Source organism: Enorma shizhengliae, assembly GCF_009676995.1.
Lineage (GTDB): Bacteria > Actinomycetota > Coriobacteriia > Coriobacteriales > Coriobacteriaceae > Enorma > Enorma massiliensis.
This window is the reverse complement of the sequence record NZ_VTFZ01000013.1, coordinates 44,307-63,213: the sequence shown is the minus strand read 5'-3', so window position 1 is coordinate 63,213 and position 18,907 is coordinate 44,307. Positions and strand designations below refer to the sequence as shown.

Sequence of the window (18,907 nt, the reverse complement as noted above, 5' to 3'; positions counted from 1 at the left end):
ACCGGGAGGGCCGGCTCAAGGCCTTCCGCGAGGGGGGCCTCACCGTGTACGATACGATCAGGGGCCGCAGGGAGCGGCTCGGGCTGGCCGCCTAGGCCCGTCCAAAGAAATGTCCGAGCCCCCCAGGGCGCTCAAAACGGCGAAATGTTGCCCGAAGATCTCTCCTATGTCCAGAATCCGCCCGGCAATGCCCACAGTGTCCGAAACCCGCCCGAGAATCCCCGCCTTGTCCAAAACCCGCCCGACAACGCGCGCGGGCGGGTATAGAACGCACTGCATGCGAACCATTTGAGCAGATGCTTTCGAAAACGCGCGCGGACGGGCATGGAACTCTCCCTTGTGCTGGCGCCACGTGCCCATTGACAACGCTGCATATCGCTTGGCGTTCCTACCCTGAGATTACCTATCGTTGCGTGTAATAAGAAATCTTATATGTATTGACTTAGATTTTGTGAATCGCCGAGTATAACCTGTGCATCAACGGGATATGATAAAGACCGAACGAACAAAAGAGTCGTGTTTCGCATGCGGCGGGACAGCTCAAAAGGAAAGGAACACTCATGGGCAACAAGATTCTTGGTATTGACCTGGGTACCACCAACTCGGCGATGGCGGTTCTCGAAGGTGGATCGCCCACGATCATCGTAAACGCCGAGGGCGACCGCACCACCCCGTCCGTCGTTGGCTTCCGTGCCGATGGCGACCGCGTCGTGGGCAAGGCCGCTAAGAACCAGGCGGTCACCAACCCGAAGAACACCGTCTTCTCCATTAAGCGCTTCATGGGCCGTAAGTACAGCGAGGTCTCGTCCGAGATTAAGACCGTTCCGTACGGCGTCAAGGAAGGCCAGGGTGGCCGCGCCGTCGCCGATATCGACGGCCAGGATTACACGCCTGAGCAGATCAGCGCGATGATTCTGCAGAAGATGAAGGCCGACGCCGAGAAGTACCTCGGCGAGACCGTGACCGACGCCGTCATCACCGTGCCTGCCTACTTCAACGACGCTCAGCGCCAGGCCACCAAGGACGCTGGCAAGATCGCCGGCCTCAACGTCAAGCGTATCGTGAACGAGCCGACGGCCGCCGCGCTTGCCTATGGCCTCGACAAGAAGGGTTCCGACCAGCGCATCCTCGTCTTCGACCTGGGCGGCGGCACCTTCGACGTCTCCATCCTCGACCTCGCCGACGGCGTCTTCGAGGTGCTCGCGACCAACGGCGACAACCATCTGGGCGGCGACGACTGGGATCAGCGCGTCATCGACTGGCTCGCCGATAAGTTCAAGCAGGACAACGGCATCGACCTGCGCCAGGACCCCATGGCGCTCCAGCGCCTCAAGGAGGCGGCCGAGAACGCCAAGAAGGAGCTCTCCGCCGCGCAGACCACCAACATCAACCTGCCGTTCATCACGGCGGACGCTTCGGGCCCCAAGCACCTCAACTACGACCTCACCCGCGGCGAGTTCGAGCGCATCACGCACGACCTGCTCGAGCGCTGCAAGCAGCCGGTGACCAACGCTCTGCGCGACGCAAACCTCAAGCTCTCTGACCTCACCGAGGTCATCCTGGTCGGTGGCTCCACGCGTATGCCCGCTGTTCAGGAGCTCGTGAAGAACATGACCGGCAAGCAGCCCAACATGTCCGTGAACCCGGACGAGGTCGTGGCCGACGGCGCGGCTGTTCAGGGCGGCGTGCTCACCGGCGACGTCCAGGGCATCCTGCTGCTCGACGTGACCCCGCTGAGCCTCGGCGTGGAGACCATGGGCGGCATCATGACCAAGATGATTGACCGCAACACCACGATCCCGACCTCCAAGACCGAGATCTACTCCACGGCCGCCGATAACCAGACGTCCGTCGAGATCAACGTCCTGCAGGGCGAGCGCGAGCTTGCGCGCGACAACAAGAGCCTCGGCAAGTTCCAGCTCACCGGCATCCCAGCCGCGCGCCGCGGCGTGCCGCAGATCGAGGTCACCTTCGACATCGACGCCAACGGCATCGTGACCGTCTCGGCTAAGGACAAGGGTACCGGCAAGGAGCAGCAGATCACCATCTCCGGCTCCACCGCGCTTTCCGACGAGGAAGTCGACCGCATGGTCAAGGACGCCGAGGCCCACGCCGAGGAAGACAAGCGCCAGAAGGAGGAGGTCGAGGTTCGCAACCAGACCGACAGCCTCTGCTACTCCACCGAGCAGACCATCGCCGACCTGGGCGACAAGGTCTCTGCGGACGTGAAGGGCGAGGCCGAGGCTGTCATCTCCGAGGCCAAGAAGGCGCTCGAGGGTACCGATGTGGACGCCATCAAGGCCGCCGGCGATAAGCTGCAGGAAGTTGCCTACAAGCTGGCGCAGATCGTGTACGCCGATGCCCAGCAGGAAACGGGCGGCTCGGCGGCAGCCAGCTCCGATGACGACGTGGTCGATGCCGATTACGAGGTTGTCGACGACGATCAGGACAAGTAATGTTCGCCAAGAAAGCTCGCACGGAGGCGGCCGCTGCTGCCGCCTCCGATGACTCTGAGGAGAGGGACGTGAAGATTCCCGTAGAAGCAGATGACGAGGTCGCGAAGGCCAAGGCTGCATCCGATGAGACCGCTGCCGAGGCCGTTTCGGCAGAGCCCGCCGACCGCGATGACACTCCCGAGCAGGCTGCGGCATCGCAGGCCATGACCGAGGAGGAAATGGTCGAGGCTGCCATTCGCGCCGGCGAAGAGGCCGCCGCGAACGACTTCAAGCTCAAGTACGAGCAGGCTCAAAACGAGCTCGCCGAGGTGCGCAAGAAGCTTGCTGCCGCCGAGGAGACGGCCACAACGGCCGACGCCAAGGTGCGCGAGGCGCAAGATCGCGTGGCTCGCCTGCAGGCGGATTGGGATAACTACCGCCGCCGCACCGCGAGCGAGCGCTTGGCCGAGAAGGGCCGTGCTACCGAGAAGCTCGTGACGGCGCTGCTGCCCGTGCTCGACGACATGGAGCGCGCCATCGATCACGCTCGCATGCAGGAGATGGACGAAGCGTTTTCGCAGTTCGTCGATGGTGTGGAAGCCGTGCGCGCCAAGATGCTCGACGTGTTCGGCCATGAGGGCGTCGAGGCGATCGACCCCAAGGGCGAGGCGTTCAATCCGCTCGAGCACCAGGCCGTGGGCCGCGTGGAGGATCCGGAGCAGTACGACGAGACGGTCAACGACGTGTACCAGAAGGGTTACCGCATGGCCGACCGCGTGCTCAGGGCGGCGATGGTGACGGTCACCTATGGTGGCGAGAAACGCCCCGCGCCGGAACCCGAGGCAAGCGAGGAAGCGCCTGACGCAGCTTCCGACGAAGCTGCTGAGTAGTAACCGGGCTCCGAAGCGACAGTTTCGGGGCCCGATTTGATAGAGCCATGAAGCCTGGAAATGATAAAACGAACCGGGTTCGTTTTATCACGTTTGGGAAGATGAATGACGAAAGGGGGCAAGCGCCATGGCGCAGAAGACCTTCTACGATGTGCTCGGGGTGAAGCGCGACGCCTCCGAGAAAGAAATCAAGAGCGCATTCCGCAAGCTCGCTCAGAAATACCATCCAGATGCGGGTGGCGACGAGAACAAGTTTAAAGAGATCAGCGAGGCGTACGAGACGCTGTCCGATGAGAAGAAGCGCAAAGAGTACGACCAGATGCTGATGTTCGGCGGCATGCCGGGCGGCGGCGCGGGCGGTGCGTATACCTACACCGGCGGCGCGGGCGCCGGGGGCTGGAGCGACATCTTCAGCAGCATCTTCAACGGTGACGGTGCCTTTGGTGGCGATTGGGGCCAGGGCTTCGGCGGCATGGGCGGGCGCGCGGCAAACCGCGTGCGCAAGGGCGAAGACCTTACGGTCACCATCGATATATCGGCCGAAGACGCGTTCCGCGGCACGTCCCAAACGATCACCTATCGCATCCCCTCGACCGGGGAGCGGCAGACGGTGAGCGTGCCGGTGCCTGCCGGCGCCGTTGACGGTGGGCGCGTTCGCTTGAAGCGCCGCGGCGAATACGGGGCAAACGGCGGTGAGCGTGGAGACCTGCTGGTGATCACGCATGTCGAGCAGCATCCGCTGTTCAAGCGCGATGGCGCAGACGTTACCATGACGCTGCCCGTCTCTGTGTACGAGGCTGCACTGGGATGCGAGATCGAGGTGCCGACGCCCGGTGGCGGGACGGTGCGCCTGAAGATTCCGGCGGGCACGCAGTCGGGCAAGACCTTCCGCTTCCGCGAGATGGGCGCACCCGATGTGAAGCGCCGCGGACGTACCGGTGCGTTGCTGGTAAAGATCGAGGTGCGCACCCCCGATCGCCTGAGCGACGATGAGCGTGCTGCGCTTGAGAAGCTGCGCGACGCCGACCACCGCGACTACCGTGCGAAAGTTGATCGGTATCGCGCTAAGATGTAGCTAGAACACGTTGCGCGTGCCCCGAAGCTTGTTGTGGGGCGCGCGCAACGCATTGGATTCAAAGACCCGGAGGAGTTGAGTGCGATGGCTCAGTCCGATCGAGATAAGCCACTGTACATGATCAGCGTGGCGGCGGAGCTCACGGGCATGCACCCGCAGACGCTGCGCGTCTATGAATCCAAGGGGCTTGTGAATCCTAAGCGCTCGGGCGGCAACACGCGCCTGTACTCGCGCGCGGATATCGAGCGGCTTGAGCTCATCAACCAGCTTACCGACGAGGGCATCAACCTCGCCGGCGTGGTGCGCATCCTCGATATGAAGGAGCGCGCCGAGGAGCGCGAGCGCGAGAACGAGAAGCTCCGCAGCCGTGTTCGCGAGCTTGAGGACCAGCTGCACGAGCTTAAGATGCAGAAGAAGATTACCGCACTGGTGCCGCGCGGCGGTTCAGCCGATCCCGAGCAGGTTCTTAAGGGGCTGCTCGGTGGAGGCGGCATCTAGGTGCACTGAGGATGGCGCGAATAATTACACCACGTTGATGTCGCGGAGCTCGCTGCGGTCGCCAACGTTGCGCGAGACGGAATATTCGAACGGCGTGCCGTCGTCTAAAAAGCCAACCTGCTCAAGCTCGAGCAGGGGGGAGCCGGCTGCAACCTCGAGTCGCTCGGCTTCTTCTTCCGTTGCTGCCACCGCGCGGATGATGCGGTGAAAACTCGAGATCTTATAGCCAAGCACATCGCGAAGATACGCATACACCGATTGGTATAGCTGGCTTTTCTTTAGTCCTGGTACAAGGTCGAGCGGCATATAGGTGTACTCGATGACGATGGGCAGCCCGTCAAGGCACCGCGTGCGGCAATGGTGGTAGACAAAATCATCGGGTTGGATGTTGAGGTGACGCGCGATATCTTCGGGTGCGGGAACAATCGAAAAGTCATAGACCACCGAAGAGATCTCCTGCCCCAGGTCTCGATGCTCCGTGGTGAAGCCTCGTGCACGGTCTGAGCGTGTGAAGGTGAACGAATCCGAAGCCGATTCGTCGATGCCTGAAATGTAAAGGCCCGATCCACGCGCTTCAGCGAGTTCGCCGGTATTCTTAACGTATGCTCCCGAGCCACGCTTGCTCGCGATGAGGCCTTTTTCGATGAGCAGGTCGAAGGCGCGTTTGATGGTAATCTTGCTTACGTTGTATATATCGCAGAGCTCGACGACGGTCGGGAGCTTGTCATTGGGCTTGAGCGAGCCGTCCTCGATGCTTTGCTGGATATCCGAGGCGATCGCCTGGTACTTCAGCATCAAAACCTCCTTCGTCAGACTGCGCCGATATAGGCTCCGTGAGCGGTCGTTATCCGACTGCAAACGGTTTCTGTATACCATGAAAGCAAAGTATCCTGCTTTTACCCAAAAGTATAGCGCTTTATTTAGTGGAAATAAAACTGCAGGTACGCTATGAAATATAGATAGACAAGCTGACCTAAAACGAAATATGGGCCTCAAAAAGAGCAAAATCATCCTTGCAATTCAAATAAAAGCGCTATAATTCTTTTTAAGACGCGATATACTCGCTTTGATCAATCAAGTCGTTCGAGCGTTTGGTTGCCGAAGCGGCGGTTACGGGTAACCGCGATTTACTCGTGGCGGCGCTCGTGGCTAACCCGCTTTGCGATTCGGACGCAGCTGCGAATGCGGTGATTGATGGGCTGCTCGAAGCCCACAAAGCATATCTGCCGCAGTTTTTCGGACAAAAGTTTGGCGCCTGAAACCGCCGTATCCTTAAAAAAGGGCGACTTTAATACACTACCCGCAATCCATTCTATAATAGGGAACAGCGGCTTTTGCTCAATATTAAATAAAAAAGCCGATAACACATAGGTTTTTTGACCTAATGCGTTATCGGCTCTGCGTCTATGCGTCTGGCACTTTTAATCATTTTTTTTGAATTTATTATATGTGTTAGCTAACTGTCCACAAGCCGCGTTAATCTCTCTGCCATGAGAAACTCTCATAGTAACTTCAAGTCCTGCTTGCTCTAATTGATGTTTGAATGCAACTATTTCCCGTTTCTGTGGTGCTTTAATTCTTGAATTGCTTGTTGGGTTGTATTGTAACACGTTAATCATAACTTTTTTGCCCCGAAACCATTTTGCAAGTTGTCTTACATCTGAGGGCCGGTCATTTATACCCGGTAAAAGCAAATACGCAAAGACAATTTTGCGATTATGCCTTTCAGAATAGGATAAGGCTTGCTTAACAACATCTTCAATAGCATATATGCGCATGTGAGGAATAATACGATTTCTTGCAGATTGTGTTGCTGCGTGTAAAGATATTGTCAACTGAATTTTAAGATGTTCCTCGCGCAATTTTTTTAATTGATCGACCGGACCAACTGTTGATATGGTAATGCCGTCGGTTGGAAAGTTGAGCCCATATCTATCTCGGAGAATATGGATTGCTTTTATCAAGTTGTCATAATTGAATAAAGGCTCTCCCATACCCATAAAAACGATACGGTTTACTTTTCGACGCAACAATATAATCTGTTGTACGATTTCTGACGATGTTAGATTACGAACAAAGCCATTTCGCCCGGACTCACAAAAAATACAACCAACAGGACAACCGACTTGTGTGCTCACGCAAACAGTTCCACCATCTCGCCGCTTGATAAAAACCGTTTCAATGTATTTGTTGTCTTTCAGTTCGTAAACATACTTTTCAGTATCACTGCTTTTGTAAATATTTTTTACCAACATTGATAGATTTTTTTTGCGTGGTAATTGCTTATATAATTCTTTATATAAGGCTTTTGCTTCATTCTCGCCAATAACTTCCGACATTTCTTTGTAAGTAAATCCGTATGGATCATTCCGTACTTCCGCAGGCGTATATTTAGGTAAACGTTTCATTTTTATATCCTTTCTTCTAAATAATAAAAGTTTGTTTTTCTGTATTTTTGATTACAATCTCTAATTTTTCTACATCAATGATATGCGTCAATTTGCATTTAGGGCAGAAAAGAGGAAAATCTTTTAATACAGTATTATGAAATACTTGAACTCTCGTCTTTCCGTTACAAATCGGACATTTTATCCAATATTTTTTAAGCATTATATTTCACTCGTCCTTTTTACACAAAAAAATGCAGGTCAATCCTCAACATGAGCATTGACCTGCATTTATAATGCACAGAGCAGTACAACAAAACTAAGGCATAGCTTGCACTATGTCTATACTATATCTATACGTCGTTAGTTTTTTGTATAGCATCCGCAAAATAAGCATGACAAAAAAGCCCATGTTGAAAATGGGAAAATCCTTTTTTCAATGCTTATCTAATACGCATGCTATGCAACATAAACGCCGCCTCCTTTTACATACATTTTATTTTATCAGAAAATCAGTCTACTGTCAATACACAACAGGAAGTATTTAACCTAATGATATGAATTGTGTGGACATATCCAAAAAGAAAGGTGAACTGTAAAATGTAATAGGGTGAATGAAAATGGCAAAAAGACCCGTACCATTGTACGACTTTAAGGCTTTCGGGGCAGCTATAAAAGCCGCGAGAAAGGCGGAGGGATGTCGCTTGCGGGCTCGCCCCGTCATAACCTGGGTCCATCAGGTTTCAACATCCGTTCAAGCAAACATAGATGCTCGTGGAGCGGGTACCATGGACCATGACCTCGCATTCCGAAGGAAAGGGTTCATGAATGAATATCGACAAAACTGCAACGGCGTTGCTGGTCATCGATGCGATCGAGGCGGTCGGAGACGATTCCATCTATGATCCGGATGCCAACGACAAGGCCTATCGCGACAACGTTGCCGCAGTGGTTTCAGCGTGCCACGGGGCAGGCATCCCGGTAATCTATTGCAACGATGCTCATGTGCGAGGCATCGATCGAGAGCTCGAGCTCTGGGGCGAGCATGGTGTTGCGGGCGAGGTACGCGTGATTCGCGAGGTTGAACAGGCCGAAGGCGACATCACGATTCCGAAGCGCCGCTACTCGGGCTTCTTCCAGACAGACCTCGACCTTACGCTGCGTGAGCTCGGCGCGAAAACCGTTATTGCGGTGGGCGCCGATACGAACATCTGCGTGCTTCACACGCTCGCTGATGCGTACTTCAACAACTACGCCTCCATTGTGGTCGCGGATGCTACCAAGACCTTCCTTTGCGGCACGCAGGAGGGCGCGCTTGAGCATTTCAAGAAATGCTACGGTTCCGAGCTCTGCTCGACGCAGGATTTGGTCGCGGCGCTCGGGGCGTAGCGGCGCTCTCGCGGCGGGCTAAGCTTGTGGCGGCCCGTTCTGGCGGCGAAGCGAGGAGCAGTTCGCTCTCGCCGGTGGGGCCATTGGCGTGTGGCTGCCTGCACGGACGGGGCCATTGATGCAAAGCGCGGGCACGTGGCGGGAAATGGGGCCGCCGCGCGCCCCCATATTTTCGTTTTGAATAGTTCAACGCTCGAATCAGTACCTTTTGGGTGGATGCTTGAGAAAACGGAGCTCTTGAACATGCGCGACCTGCAGTTTCTTTTCAGAAACGTAGGGGTCTTTACGAGGGGTCGGTATAAAGGTACTGATTCGAGCCTCGAACTTCTTTTTCTGCCGCATGTGACGCCTGAAACGTGCAAACGGCGGACCGTTGGACGCGGTTCGGTTGAATGGCGGCGGAGTCCACCCTACGCCTTCCGTTGTGCTTAGGCGAAGACGCTTGCCGCGGCAAGCGCAACAAGGTAGAGCGCGAGAACTGCGGCGGCAACGGCGTCGCGGCGGGCGAAGCGCATGACGTGGTAGTGCGTGCGCTCCGGCCCGCCGGTGTAGCAGCGGGCGTCCATAGCGCGACCGAGGTTGTCGGCGTGACGCACGGCGCTTGCAAAGAGGGGCACCAAGAGGGGCACGCAGGCCCGTGTGTAGCTGAGCGCCCCTTTGCCTTCGAGCTGTGCCCCGCGGGCCGTTTGCGCAACGACGATATTCTGAGCATCCTGGCTGAGCACCGGTACAAAACGCAGTGCAATCGAGAGGATAAGCGTTGCCTGGCTCACCGGTACGCCGAGCCGCTCGAGCGGAGAGAAAAGGCGCTCGACGGCGTCGGTGATGGCCATCGGTTGCGTGGTGAGCATAAGCAGCGACCCCATGAGCAGCAACAATAGGAATCGCAGCGTATAGAAAACCGCCGAGCTAATTCCTCCGGTGGTAAACGAAAACGGCCCAATGGTTGCAAGCACAGTGCCGGTGTGAACAAAAAACAGGTTGAACAGGGAGGTAATAACGAGAAAGTACATGGCAGGCTTGATCTGCGAAAGAACGCGGCCAAGCGGGGCCCGGGCAAGTGCCATGGCGAGCACGATGAGCGCGCCCGCGAGCAGCAGCGTGGGAACATTCGATACAAAGAGGCAGCTCGCCATGTAGATGATGGCGGCGATGAGCTTGAGACGCGGGTCGAGGCGGTGGATGGGGGAATCCGCCGAATAATATCTGCCTATGCTAATGCGGACGGCCATGGCGCACCTCCTCGGAGAAAGCACCGCCAAGGTGCTTTGCGAGGCAATCTACGAGCTCATCGAGGGTGAGCGGATTGCTGCCCAGCGTCACTCCGTGCTCCTCAAGCCGTTGTGAGAAAGCGAGCGCAGCGGGCACGCCGGGCACATGCTTGGCGGCTTGGGCGAACACCTGCCGTGGCGTGCCAACTGCGGCGAGGTGGCCGTGTTCGAGCGCAACAACGTGGTCTGCGAGCTCGGCTACGTCGTCCATGCTGTGCGTGACGACAAGGATGGTCCGGCCTTCGCGCTTGAGCCGCGCAATCAGCTTGCGCATGCGGCGCTGGCCGGCGGGGTCGAGTCCCGCCATGGGCTCATCGAGCACGAGGATGGGAGTGCGCATGGCGAGCACGCCGGCGATGGCGACGGCGCGTTGCTGCCCGCCGGAGAGCGCGAAGGGGGAGCGTCCGAGAAGTTCGGGCGTAGCGGCGAGTCCAACAAGCGCGAGCGCTTCGTTGACGCGATCGGATACTTCGGCATCCGAAAGCGCGAGGTTGCGGGGGCCAAATGCGACGTCGTCAAAGACGGTTTGGGCAAAAAGCTGGCGCTCAGGCAGTTGTGCCACGTAGCCCACCTGCGATCTGAGCTCGCTGCGGCGCGAAAGGTCGGCGGTGTCGATACCGTTAACGCGCACGGCCCCCACGTTGGGCACTTTGAGCGCGCACGCAAGCTCGACGGTGGTCGACTTGCCCGAGCCCGTATGGCCGATGAGTGCGGTAAGGCTACCAGCGGGGACGGTGAACGAAACGCTGTCGAGGGCAAGTGGCCCGCACGGATCGTGGGGGGTTGCATGGCGGCCGCGGCGCTTTCGCAGGCGCGCGAGGAACCCGAGCCGTTTACGAGCGTTCTGCTCATCTGCGTACGAAAACGTGACGTCGCGGAACTCGATAGCTGCCGTTTGAGCTGCGCTCGGGGTTGCTGCCTGCGCCTCCTGCTCACGTTCGGGCGTGAAGTGCGAATTTTCAGGTGAAAAATCGGAACCAAATGAGCTATTTCCGCCCGAAGGCGCGGGCGCTGCTGTGCGATGCGCGTCAGAACGTGCGGGCATCGTCGGACGAGGTGCACCCGAACGTGTTGACGTGTTCGCTGTCGCAGCATGCACAATCGCGCGGGCGAGCTCTTCGGCATCGCTCGCTGCGGGGAGTTCGGGCAGTACGGCCTCCAGCCGGTGGGCAAGCTGCAGGGTAAACGGCGGCTCAAGCCCAAGCGAGTGAATGGCATCACGCTGGGCAAACACCTCCTCCGGCGTGCCCTCGAGGGCGATGCGCCCCTTATCCATAACAGCCACGCGTCCCGCAACCAGGGCATCGTCCATAAAGTGCGTGATGTGCACGATGGTGATGCCCCGCTCATTGAGGTCGCGTGTGATGCGCTGAATGGCGCGTCTGCCCGCAACATCCAGCATGGCGGCTGGTTCATCGAGCACGAGTACGCGGGGATGCATGGCAAGCGCGCCCGCGATGGCGATGCGCTGGCGCTGACCGCCCGAAAGGTCGGCCGGGTCTGCCTGGGCGTAGTCGAGCATGTCCACCGCCGCCAGCGCCTCCTCAACGCGCGCGGCGATTCGCGGCTGCGGCACGCCGAGGTTCTCGGGTCCAAAGGCAACGTCGTCTGCAACGACGCTCGTCACCATCTGGTCATCGGGGTGCTGAAACACCATCGCGACCTGGCGGCGCAGTTCAAGCGCTCGCTCCGGCTGCGCTGCGGCATCGATGCCGCACACGCGAGCCGATCCGTCCGTGGGCGCGAGCAGTGCATTAATGAGCTGCGCGAGCGTTGATTTACCCGACCCGTTGCTGCCGAGGACGCAGAGATGCTCGCCCGCCGCCACGCTGAGCGTGACGCCGCGAAGGGCCTCTTCACCGGCTCCTGCATACGAGAAGTGCACGTTGTGGAGCTCGATGATGGGGGCGGCCTCGGGGTCGGCAGTGGATCCGGCGATGATTGTCGAAGAGTGAGTCTGCACGATGAAACGCCTGAGCAAAAGGGACGGTAGGGAATGGTCGTATGCGCACGCTACGTGCACCATCTTGGGGCACCGAGGGCGGGGCACCGAAGTACGCCGCCCGTCGAGCATCTACGCGGCCGAGGTGTGCGTGGAGCCGCCGTGCCCGGGAGAGCCGGCCTGTTCCCCCAGCACATTCATGCAGGGTGCGAGCAGTACCTGGCCGGCCACGACGTTGATGACCATCTTGAGCGTGTTGAAGGGCAGGAGAATCGGCACGATCATGTAGACCACGTCCTGCATGGTCACGCCTGCGTAGAGCGGCGTCACGAAGAGGTTCGCGACGCAGGCGACCACGATGGAGAGTGCTGCGCCTGCGACCATGCCCGCAAGCGAACTCGTGCGCGTGCGGCTGCGCGCGTAGATGAGCGCGGCGGGAATGATGAACGCACAGGTCGAGAGCATGCCCATGGGTGCGCCGAACGGGTCGAGGAAGACGCGCGGCACCCACGAGATGATGGCGACCGCAGCGCCCAGCTTGGGCCCGAAGGCGAGCGCCGCGATAAGGCAGACGATACCCGAGGGATCGTACATGAGCCACGGCGCCGCCGGAAAGATGGGAATCTGCACGAAGCTCAGCACGAGCGACGCGGCGGTGAAAAGGGCCGCGAGTGCGATCTTTTTGGTATTGACGTGTGTGGTGGATGAGCTGCTCATGGCAGTCGCCTCCGTTTCTTCCATCCGGACTGTACCGTCGGCCCTGGAATCTCACCAGGTCAGCCGCTTGCGCGGGTCGCGGGCTTCTGGCGCGCGCTGACTTATGCAGACGCGCGGTCCGGCCGGCTTGCGCCGACCCGCCAGTTACCGCCGGTAGGGAATTGCACCCAACCCTGAAACTATGCGGTGCCTACTATACCAGCGTAATGCGGAGTACTCTGTGTTTATTTTGGGGTTAAAGGGCTTTGCCAAAATACGCGGTTGATATCTTGCAAGAACGTGCAGGAACCCATGACGTGAGCATGTAGAGTAGCTGGGAGATTGCTGCGTGTTGTGATGAATCCAGGCATAATAAGTCGGGGCCAAGAAGGGAATGCCCCTCTTGGCCCCGAGACTAATCATATGGTATGCCGGATGCTATATGTTTGCGGACGCGCTGTAAGAAAATCCATGTTTCCAAGTCGTGCTAGCTCCATTGTATAGTTGGATAGTGCTGTCGAACATTATGTATTGATTTTTTTGATTGAGGTAGCCGCCCTTGCCGTTAATGGCTATTCCTCTAATAACCTTTCCGTTACCGTAGCGATTTACTTGTGCTTCGTATGTGCTATCAAATATTCTTCCCTCGGTACTGTTTAAAGTTCCTTCAAATTGTAGGAAAGCGAATACATCGCTGACGATGGAAGAGGGGTTTGAGATCGCCTTATAAAGGTCAACTTGATAGCTGTTTCTAATATCAATAATGGCTAGCGATTGAACGACAACCGCCTTGTTCGTCAGTCCATTATAACCGATTTGGAAATCATTAAGAGCTAGTCCCATATCGGCAAATAGTAGCGACAAATAGTCCGTGTCTTTGTCGTAACTTGCGACAAGGCCGCCATGGTAAAGACCCTGCATGCCGAAATAGACCTTGTCCTCGTAGCTGTCGTTATTAACGAAGAAGTCAACCAGAGCAACCTGGGTTAAATACTCTGTGGAACCATTTGAGGAGCTATACGAGGAGAAGGCGTATTGTGCTCCCGAAAATGAGTTGACATGGTGCCACCCTCCGCCCTTGAAGAAAGACGTATCTACTTTCGAGGCGAAAGCGGACAGCTTGACCCGTCCCTGCGTTTGCAGTGCAGACAATAAATCTCTATATCCATTATATGTGGAAGCGCGGGCCGCTTCTGAACGATAGAATGAGGGGCAATCCCATGAAGCGGAATTATACGACGCTCCCTTGCTCCCAGAACTAAGAGAATTCAACTCATTGTTTGAATGGGCGTTAGTAAGGGCTTTGACGCTGTAGCTGGCTAGAGCGTCTTTTCCCTCAAGGGTAGGTATTGAGGGCTCGGAAGCAAGGTAGTCATATAGGGCGGCTTGGTTTTCAGGCTGCGCCAGATTCAGAAAATAGTACTTTTCATCAGCTGTGTCGAATATGACCAGCTCTATGTTATCAGTGCCGTTGCGTACAGTTACACGAATTAATTCTATTGAATCTGCATTTGCCTTCTGCGATGTAGATACCCCAGAGTAAATGGTGTCTCCGTTATCAAAGCTCAAGCGACTAAACGCTCCTGATAGATTGGGCAGATTGCGGCCATCTTTTTCGGTGTCCGAGAATTCGAATTCTTTTCCAACTATCGTAAGCGTCAGCGTGCTGTCTTTGAATTTATCCGTTGGAGAGGGGTCCGTAAGAAGAGTTTCGGTCATTGACACTGCAGTTGGCGATAGCGTCATCGACTTGGTTTCTAATGCATTGGCGTAATTAGGAATAAATAGAAGCGATACAATAGCGAGGACAACGGGGCAGAACCTTTTTATCCATTGAATTGCCATAGCAACCCCTTCGGTAATATAGGGCGGTATGGGAAGTCCTGCAGAACTTATTGACTTGAAATTACTATTTCGCTAAATCGGGTTTGACGACAAAACGACGAGAGGTGGGTTATGCGAAGCAAACGGCTTCCTGTTGTGATAATCCTTACACTTCTCTTATGTGGAGTTGTGGCAGGAGTAAGCTTCGAGCGTTATGCAGCTAAGGAGAGAGCGCTTAATTCGATAAGCGCCTTTATTGTTTATTTTGATTACGCATTGAGTTCAGGTTACGGTATTGACGGCCAATGGTTATGCCTGCGTGTGGATGCCTTGGAAGTCAGCTATGCCAGCATATCGGACCTCCCATTTCAAAGCGGCGTGCTAGGGAATCTAGATTTCACATCACTTCGCTCTCTGACGCACGACGCGTTTGTATACAACGATCAGGAAGCAAAGGAGATGCTTCAACAGAGAATAGCAGAATGTAAACAATTGCTGGTAGATTACGAATTCAAGAACCCTAATCTAGGTACATATTATTTGTCATGGCCATTTCCGTTTTTGGATCCGCAAAACGCCTTGATCAATGATTTATTGTGCATACTTACAGGTAACGATTCCGGTGGGGTGGATGGTTAACATGCACGAATACAGCGAGGTCAGCGACGAGATCATCTGCGCTTTAGGTGCGGCGGCGGGCGAGGATGCGGTGCTCATCGCGGAGCCCATGAGCGCGCATACGACGTTCAAGATCGGTGGGCCGGCCGATGTGGTCGTTGAACCGAGTACCATCGAAGGCGTGGTTGGCGCGCTTAATGTGTGCGCCATCGCCGGGGTCCCCGTAACGGTGGTGGGCAACGGATCCGACCTGCTCGTGAGCGACCACGGCATTCGCGGTGTCGTGGTGCTGCTCGGCAAGAATTGCGGCAACGTGCGCGTCGAGGGCACGCGCGTGGTGGCGCAGGCGGGCGCGCTCCTGCGCGATGTGGCGCTTGCGGCGGCAGATGCGGGCCTTTCGGGCCTCGAGCCGCTTTGGGGCATCCCCGCGAGCGTCGGAGGCGCCTGCCACCAGAATGCGGGTGCCTACGACGGCACGACAGGCGAGCTTATTGAGTCGCTTACGGCCTACATACCGGGCCGCGATCTTCCCGACGGCAGCCGCGAGAAGGGTGCAGTCAGGACATTCACCCGCGATGAACTGGGATTCGGCTATCGTAAGAGCCGCGTGGCGAGCGAGGGCCTCGTGGTGCTCGAGGCAACGTTCGCCCTCATACCGGATACGGAAGCGTCTATTCGCGGACGCATGGACGACTACCAGCGCCGCCGCGAGGAGAAGCAGCCGCTCGAGATGCCCTCGGCGGGCTCTACGTTCAAGCGGCCCGAGGGGTATTTCGCCGGCAAGCTCATCATGGACGCGGGTCTGCGCGGCGCGCGCGTGGGCGGGGCGCAGGTGTCCGAGAAGCATTGCGGTTTCGTGGTAAACACGGGGGGCGCCTCGGCAGCCGATGTCTCCGCGCTCATCGAGCATATCCAAGATGAGGTGCGCGCGCAGTTTGGGGTAGAGCTCGAGCCCGAAGTCCACCGCGTCGGCGACTGGTAACGGCTCGTCGAGGCACCCGATCTTGACGCTCAATCGTCGGTCTCCGCACGCGAGGCGTGCTCCCTCCTCTTTCGCGGCAACCTCGGGCACTTCGACGAGCCGCTTGGGCTGAGGTGCGACACCGTTGTTGCCGCAAGGCTCGTGTCATACGGAGTTCATGGCCAAAAACGTACGACTGGTGGTAAGCGTCGACCTTTCGATGGCAAGGTTTCGGGGCATCTCGAAGCAAAGGAGTGCCGGCATGGCCGTTTTGCGGCGGCGATGATCTCTATGAGGGGCATTGAGCCCCGGTTTTCTAGGTGCAGGTCCGCTTCTGCAACCACCAATCGTATTATTTTGGCCAAGGGCTCGAATAATCGTGTGTCATCTCGCTGGCGAAACGGCTGGAAGCCGACAACGCACCGTGCTGGCCTCAGAGCTATGCAACTGGCCAGGCATTTTTTATGCGTTCTGGCTGCGCGGGCGCGTTGGCCGAATAACGCTCGCCTTGCGCGTGCGGCGGCGCTATGGTGGATGCATTGCTGTCATCGCATCGCCTACCCGAGGGGAGCCAGCCCATGACCTATGACCACGTCGCCCAGACCGACCCCGAGGTGTTCTCGGCCCTTGAGCAAGAGCTTGGCCGTCAGCGGGGCACCATCGAGCTCATCGCATCCGAGAACATCGTCTCTCCCGCTGTCATGGAGGCCATGGGTAGTGTGCTCACCAACAAGTATGCCGAGGGCTATCCGGGCAAGCGCTATTACGGCGGCTGTGAAAAGGTCGATATTGTCGAGAACCTTGCCCGCGAACGTGCCTGCGAGCTGTTCAATTGCGGCTTCGCCAATGTGCAGCCTCATTCTGGTGCCAACGCTAACCTTGCTGCGTACATGGCGCTTATCGAGCCGGGCGACACGGTTATTGGCATGAGCCTCGACCAGGGTGGGCACCTCACACATGGCTCGCCGGCGAATTTCTCGGGACGGCTCTACCGTTTCCTGTCCTATGGGCTCGATCCTGCGACCGAGACCATCGACTACGAAGGCCTCGAGCGCCTGGCGCGCGCTGAGCGACCGAAGCTCATCGTGGGCGGCGCCTCTGCCTATCCGCGCACTATCGATTTTGAGCGGTTGGCTGCGATCGCACACGGCGTGGGTGCCAAGCTCATGGTCGATATGGCGCATATCGCGGGCCTTGTTGCCACGGGCGCGCATCCAAGCCCCTTTCCCCATGCGGACGTGGTGACCTCGACCACCCATAAGACGCTGCGCGGGCCGCGCGGCGGCTTCATTCTCACGAACGACGGCGAGCTTGCGCGTGCCATCGACAAGGCGGTGTTTCCTGGGACACAGGGCGGTCCGCTCATGCACGTGATTGCGGGTAAGGCGGTCGCGTTCGGCGAGGCGCTGCAGCCGGAATTCCACGCGTATATCGACCACGTGGTCGAGAACGCGGTGGCGTTGGGCGAGGGGCTCGTGGCAGGTGGCCTGCGCCTCGTTTCGGGCGGCACGGATAACCACCTGTGCCTTGTGGACCTTACGCCGGCCGGCGTTACCGGCAAGGATGCTGAGCGCCTGCTCGATAGCGTGGGGCTTACGGTCAACAAGAACGCCATTCCGGGTGAGCCGCGCTCGCCCTTCGTAACGAGCGGCATTCGTGTGGGATCGGCTGCTGCTACCACGCGCGGCTTCACGGCTGAGGAGTTCCGCGAGATTGGCGAGCTCATCGCGCACGCAGTCTTCCATGCCGAAAACGAGGCGGCCTTGACCGAGGTTCACGCTCGCACCGCAGAACTGCTCGAGCGTCACCCGCTCTATCCGGAGCTCGTTATGCGATGAATGGGGAGAAATGCGAGGCAAGTCGACCAGCGCGTTGCCTCGTGAAACAAATGCACCGGGTATAGTTGTTTCAATGTAGTTGTTTCAGTGGGGGCGAGGGATAGGCCCTTTGCGCCACAAGGGATATGGAGAAGAACATGCCAACAACTGATGATGTAAAAGTCGGTTTCATTGGGTTCGGCAACATGGCAAGTGCCATGGCGGATGGTTGGATTGCTTCGGGAGTTGTTCCCGGCGATCGGCTCTATGCGTGCGCGAACCGCTACGAGGCCCTCTGCGAGCGCACGGAGTCGCGCGGGATGCATGCGTGTGCGTCGGGGGAGGAGCTCGTGCGCGCCGTTGACGTCGTGGTCGTGGCCATCAAGCCGTACCTCATCGAAGACGTGCTGCCCGAGCTGGCCGGAGCGCTTGCTAACAAGACGATCATCTCGGTCGCGGCTGGCTGGGACAGCAAGGGCTACGAGCACATCCTGCCGGGCGCGCACCATATCTCGACCGTCCCCAACACTCCCGTTGCCATCTGCGAAGGTGTGATTGCCTGCGAACGCAAGACGACGCTTTCGGGCGAGGAGGCATTGCTCGTACACGAGCTTCTCGGCGCGCTTGGAACGGTGGTCGAGGTCGATAGCCACCTGCTTTCCATCGCGGGCACGATCGGTGGGTGCTCGCCTGCGTTCATCGCCATGGTCATCGAGGCACTTGGCGACGCCGCGGTGAAGTACGGCATCCCGCGCGCTACGGCGTACGAGATGGTAAGTCAGATGGTTGCCGGAACGGCGAAGCTGCAGCTTGCAACCGGGCAGCATCCGGGCGCCATGAAGGACGCCGTGTGCTCGCCCGGTGGCACGACCATCAAGGGCGTGGCGGCGCTTGAGGCTGCGGGCATGCGCTCGGCGTTCATCAAGGCAATTGATGCCATCGAGGGCTAGCGGAGTATAGGGCCCGGCGCCGCCCGGCTTTGCCGCACGGAGGGGTGCTGGGGCCATCTGGATTGACCGAAAGGGCCCGGTGCCGCTCGGCGTCGCCCAGGGGCTGCCGCCGCTCGGCTTCGTCGCAGGGGCCCGGCGCCGCCCGCTTTGCCGC

Annotated in this window: 16 protein-coding genes and 1 riboswitch; of the genes, 9 read left to right on the top strand and 7 right to left on the bottom strand. The window is 57.9% G+C overall.

The genetic code is table 11. The features are described 5' to 3' along the window. The first annotated feature begins 560 nt into the window (after window positions 1-560). The 4 genes from dnaK (at window position 561) to GJE22_RS09360 (ending at window position 4,898) form a co-directional block, all read left to right on the top strand. A complete protein-coding gene (gene dnaK, locus GJE22_RS09375; protein ID WP_144688830.1) occupies window positions 561-2,456 on the top strand; it encodes a molecular chaperone DnaK in 1,896 nt (631 codons plus the stop codon). Next, the gene (locus tag GJE22_RS09370) at window positions 2,456-3,325 is read left to right on the top strand and encodes a nucleotide exchange factor GrpE (protein ID WP_186297459.1); all 870 of its coding nucleotides are present in this window, start codon (window positions 2,456-2,458) and stop codon (window positions 3,323-3,325) included. The genes dnaK and GJE22_RS09370 overlap by 1 nt, the downstream gene beginning before the upstream one ends. Window positions 3,326-3,452: 127 nt before the next feature. Further along, on the top strand, window positions 3,453-4,400 hold the full coding sequence (locus GJE22_RS09365; RefSeq protein WP_144688829.1) for a DnaJ C-terminal domain-containing protein: 948 nt from the start codon (window positions 3,453-3,455) through the stop codon (window positions 4,398-4,400). Window positions 4,401-4,484: 84 nt separating this feature from the next. Next, on the top strand, window positions 4,485-4,898 hold the full coding sequence (locus GJE22_RS09360; protein WP_022348573.1) for a heat shock protein transcriptional repressor HspR: 414 nt from the start codon (window positions 4,485-4,487) through the stop codon (window positions 4,896-4,898). 24 nt (window positions 4,899-4,922) lie between these two features. Here GJE22_RS09360 and GJE22_RS09355 read toward each other — a convergent pair whose 3' ends face one another. The 3 genes from GJE22_RS09355 to GJE22_RS09340 all read right to left on the bottom strand — a co-directional run bounded on the left by GJE22_RS09355 (window position 4,923) and on the right by GJE22_RS09340 (window position 7,508). Further along, entirely contained in the window at window positions 4,923-5,693 is a 771-nt protein-coding gene (locus GJE22_RS09355) for a GntR family transcriptional regulator (protein ID WP_186297458.1), read from the bottom strand. A gap of 626 nt (window positions 5,694-6,319) precedes the next feature. Next, entirely contained in the window at window positions 6,320-7,306 is a 987-nt protein-coding gene (gene rlmN / locus GJE22_RS09345; protein WP_102365007.1) for a 23S rRNA (adenine(2503)-C(2))-methyltransferase RlmN, read from the bottom strand. 16 nt (window positions 7,307-7,322) lie between these two features. Continuing rightward, a complete protein-coding gene (locus GJE22_RS09340) occupies window positions 7,323-7,508 on the bottom strand; it encodes a cysteine-rich KTR domain-containing protein (RefSeq protein WP_003431289.1) in 186 nt (61 codons plus the stop codon). Window positions 7,509-8,113: 605 nt separating this feature from the next. On the opposite strand from GJE22_RS09340, the gene GJE22_RS09330 reads away from it, so the two are divergent. Continuing rightward, window positions 8,114-8,674: a cysteine hydrolase family protein gene (locus GJE22_RS09330; protein ID WP_019128803.1), complete on the top strand. Its 561-nt coding sequence runs from the start codon at window positions 8,114-8,116 to the stop codon at window positions 8,672-8,674. A gap of 428 nt (window positions 8,675-9,102) precedes the next feature. Here the strand turns inward: GJE22_RS09330 and GJE22_RS09325 are convergent, their stop codons facing one another. The 4 genes from GJE22_RS09325 to GJE22_RS09310 form a co-directional block, all read right to left on the bottom strand. Then, entirely contained in the window at window positions 9,103-9,906 is an 804-nt protein-coding gene (locus GJE22_RS09325; RefSeq protein WP_144688827.1) for an energy-coupling factor transporter transmembrane component T family protein, read from the bottom strand. Beyond that, complete coding sequence (locus GJE22_RS09320) at window positions 9,890-11,908, bottom strand: ABC transporter ATP-binding protein (RefSeq protein WP_235895867.1); 2,019 nt, start codon at window positions 11,906-11,908, stop codon at window positions 9,890-9,892. The genes GJE22_RS09325 and GJE22_RS09320 overlap by 17 nt, the downstream gene beginning before the upstream one ends. Window positions 11,909-12,019: 111 nt before the next feature. Next, window positions 12,020-12,604, bottom strand: a complete 585-nt coding sequence (locus GJE22_RS09315) for an ECF transporter S component (protein WP_144688825.1) — start codon at window positions 12,602-12,604, stop codon at window positions 12,020-12,022. Window positions 12,605-12,612: 8 nt separating this feature from the next. Continuing rightward, a riboswitch (FMN riboswitch) is annotated at window positions 12,613-12,789 on the bottom strand. A gap of 232 nt (window positions 12,790-13,021) precedes the next feature. Then, a complete protein-coding gene (locus GJE22_RS09310) occupies window positions 13,022-14,428 on the bottom strand; it encodes a hypothetical protein (RefSeq protein ID WP_022348569.1) in 1,407 nt (468 codons plus the stop codon). A 168-nt stretch (window positions 14,429-14,596) separates the two neighbouring features. On the opposite strand from GJE22_RS09310, the gene GJE22_RS09305 reads away from it, so the two are divergent. The 4 genes from GJE22_RS09305 to proC all read left to right on the top strand — a co-directional run bounded on the left by GJE22_RS09305 (window position 14,597) and on the right by proC (window position 18,753). Further along, entirely contained in the window at window positions 14,597-15,046 is a 450-nt protein-coding gene (locus GJE22_RS09305) for a hypothetical protein (protein WP_144688824.1), read from the top strand. A 1-nt stretch (window position 15,047) separates the two neighbouring features. Beyond that, window positions 15,048-16,007, top strand: a complete 960-nt coding sequence (gene murB / locus GJE22_RS09300) for a UDP-N-acetylmuramate dehydrogenase (RefSeq protein ID WP_144688823.1) — start codon at window positions 15,048-15,050, stop codon at window positions 16,005-16,007. Window positions 16,008-16,564: 557 nt separating this feature from the next. Next, window positions 16,565-17,824, top strand: coding sequence for a serine hydroxymethyltransferase (glyA, locus tag GJE22_RS09295; protein WP_144688822.1), 1,260 nt, complete (start codon window positions 16,565-16,567; stop codon window positions 17,822-17,824). 137 nt (window positions 17,825-17,961) lie between these two features. Further along, window positions 17,962-18,753 carry a pyrroline-5-carboxylate reductase gene (gene proC / locus GJE22_RS09290; protein WP_144688821.1) on the top strand — a complete coding sequence of 264 codons (792 nt, stop codon included), beginning with the start codon at window positions 17,962-17,964 and terminating at the stop codon, window positions 18,751-18,753. Window positions 18,754-18,907 lie beyond the last annotated feature (154 nt).

What these genes read in the sequence shown, in the direction of transcription:
- dnaK (WP_144688830.1), top strand. Translation starts at nt 561, where the DNA reads ATGGGCAACAAGATTCTTGGTATTGACCTGGGTACCACCAACTCGGCG.
- GJE22_RS09370 (WP_186297459.1), top strand. Translation starts at nt 2,456, where the DNA reads ATGTTCGCCAAGAAAGCTCGCACGGAGGCGGCCGCTGCTGCCGCCTCC.
- GJE22_RS09365 (WP_144688829.1), top strand. Translation starts at nt 3,453, where the DNA reads ATGGCGCAGAAGACCTTCTACGATGTGCTCGGGGTGAAGCGCGACGCC.
- GJE22_RS09360 (WP_022348573.1), top strand. Translation starts at nt 4,485, where the DNA reads ATGGCTCAGTCCGATCGAGATAAGCCACTGTACATGATCAGCGTGGCG.
- GJE22_RS09355 (WP_186297458.1), bottom strand. Translation starts at nt 5,693, where the DNA reads ATGCTGAAGTACCAGGCGATCGCCTCGGATATCCAGCAAAGCATCGAG.
- rlmN (WP_102365007.1), bottom strand. Translation starts at nt 7,306, where the DNA reads ATGAAACGTTTACCTAAATATACGCCTGCGGAAGTACGGAATGATCCA.
- GJE22_RS09340 (WP_003431289.1), bottom strand. Translation starts at nt 7,508, where the DNA reads ATGCTTAAAAAATATTGGATAAAATGTCCGATTTGTAACGGAAAGACG.
- GJE22_RS09330 (WP_019128803.1), top strand. Translation starts at nt 8,114, where the DNA reads ATGAATATCGACAAAACTGCAACGGCGTTGCTGGTCATCGATGCGATC.
- GJE22_RS09325 (WP_144688827.1), bottom strand. Translation starts at nt 9,906, where the DNA reads ATGGCCGTCCGCATTAGCATAGGCAGATATTATTCGGCGGATTCCCCC.
- GJE22_RS09315 (WP_144688825.1), bottom strand. Translation starts at nt 12,604, where the DNA reads ATGAGCAGCTCATCCACCACACACGTCAATACCAAAAAGATCGCACTC.
- GJE22_RS09310 (WP_022348569.1), bottom strand. Translation starts at nt 14,428, where the DNA reads ATGGCAATTCAATGGATAAAAAGGTTCTGCCCCGTTGTCCTCGCTATT.
- murB (WP_144688823.1), top strand. Translation starts at nt 15,048, where the DNA reads ATGCACGAATACAGCGAGGTCAGCGACGAGATCATCTGCGCTTTAGGT.
- glyA (WP_144688822.1), top strand. Translation starts at nt 16,565, where the DNA reads ATGACCTATGACCACGTCGCCCAGACCGACCCCGAGGTGTTCTCGGCC.
- proC (WP_144688821.1), top strand. Translation starts at nt 17,962, where the DNA reads ATGCCAACAACTGATGATGTAAAAGTCGGTTTCATTGGGTTCGGCAAC.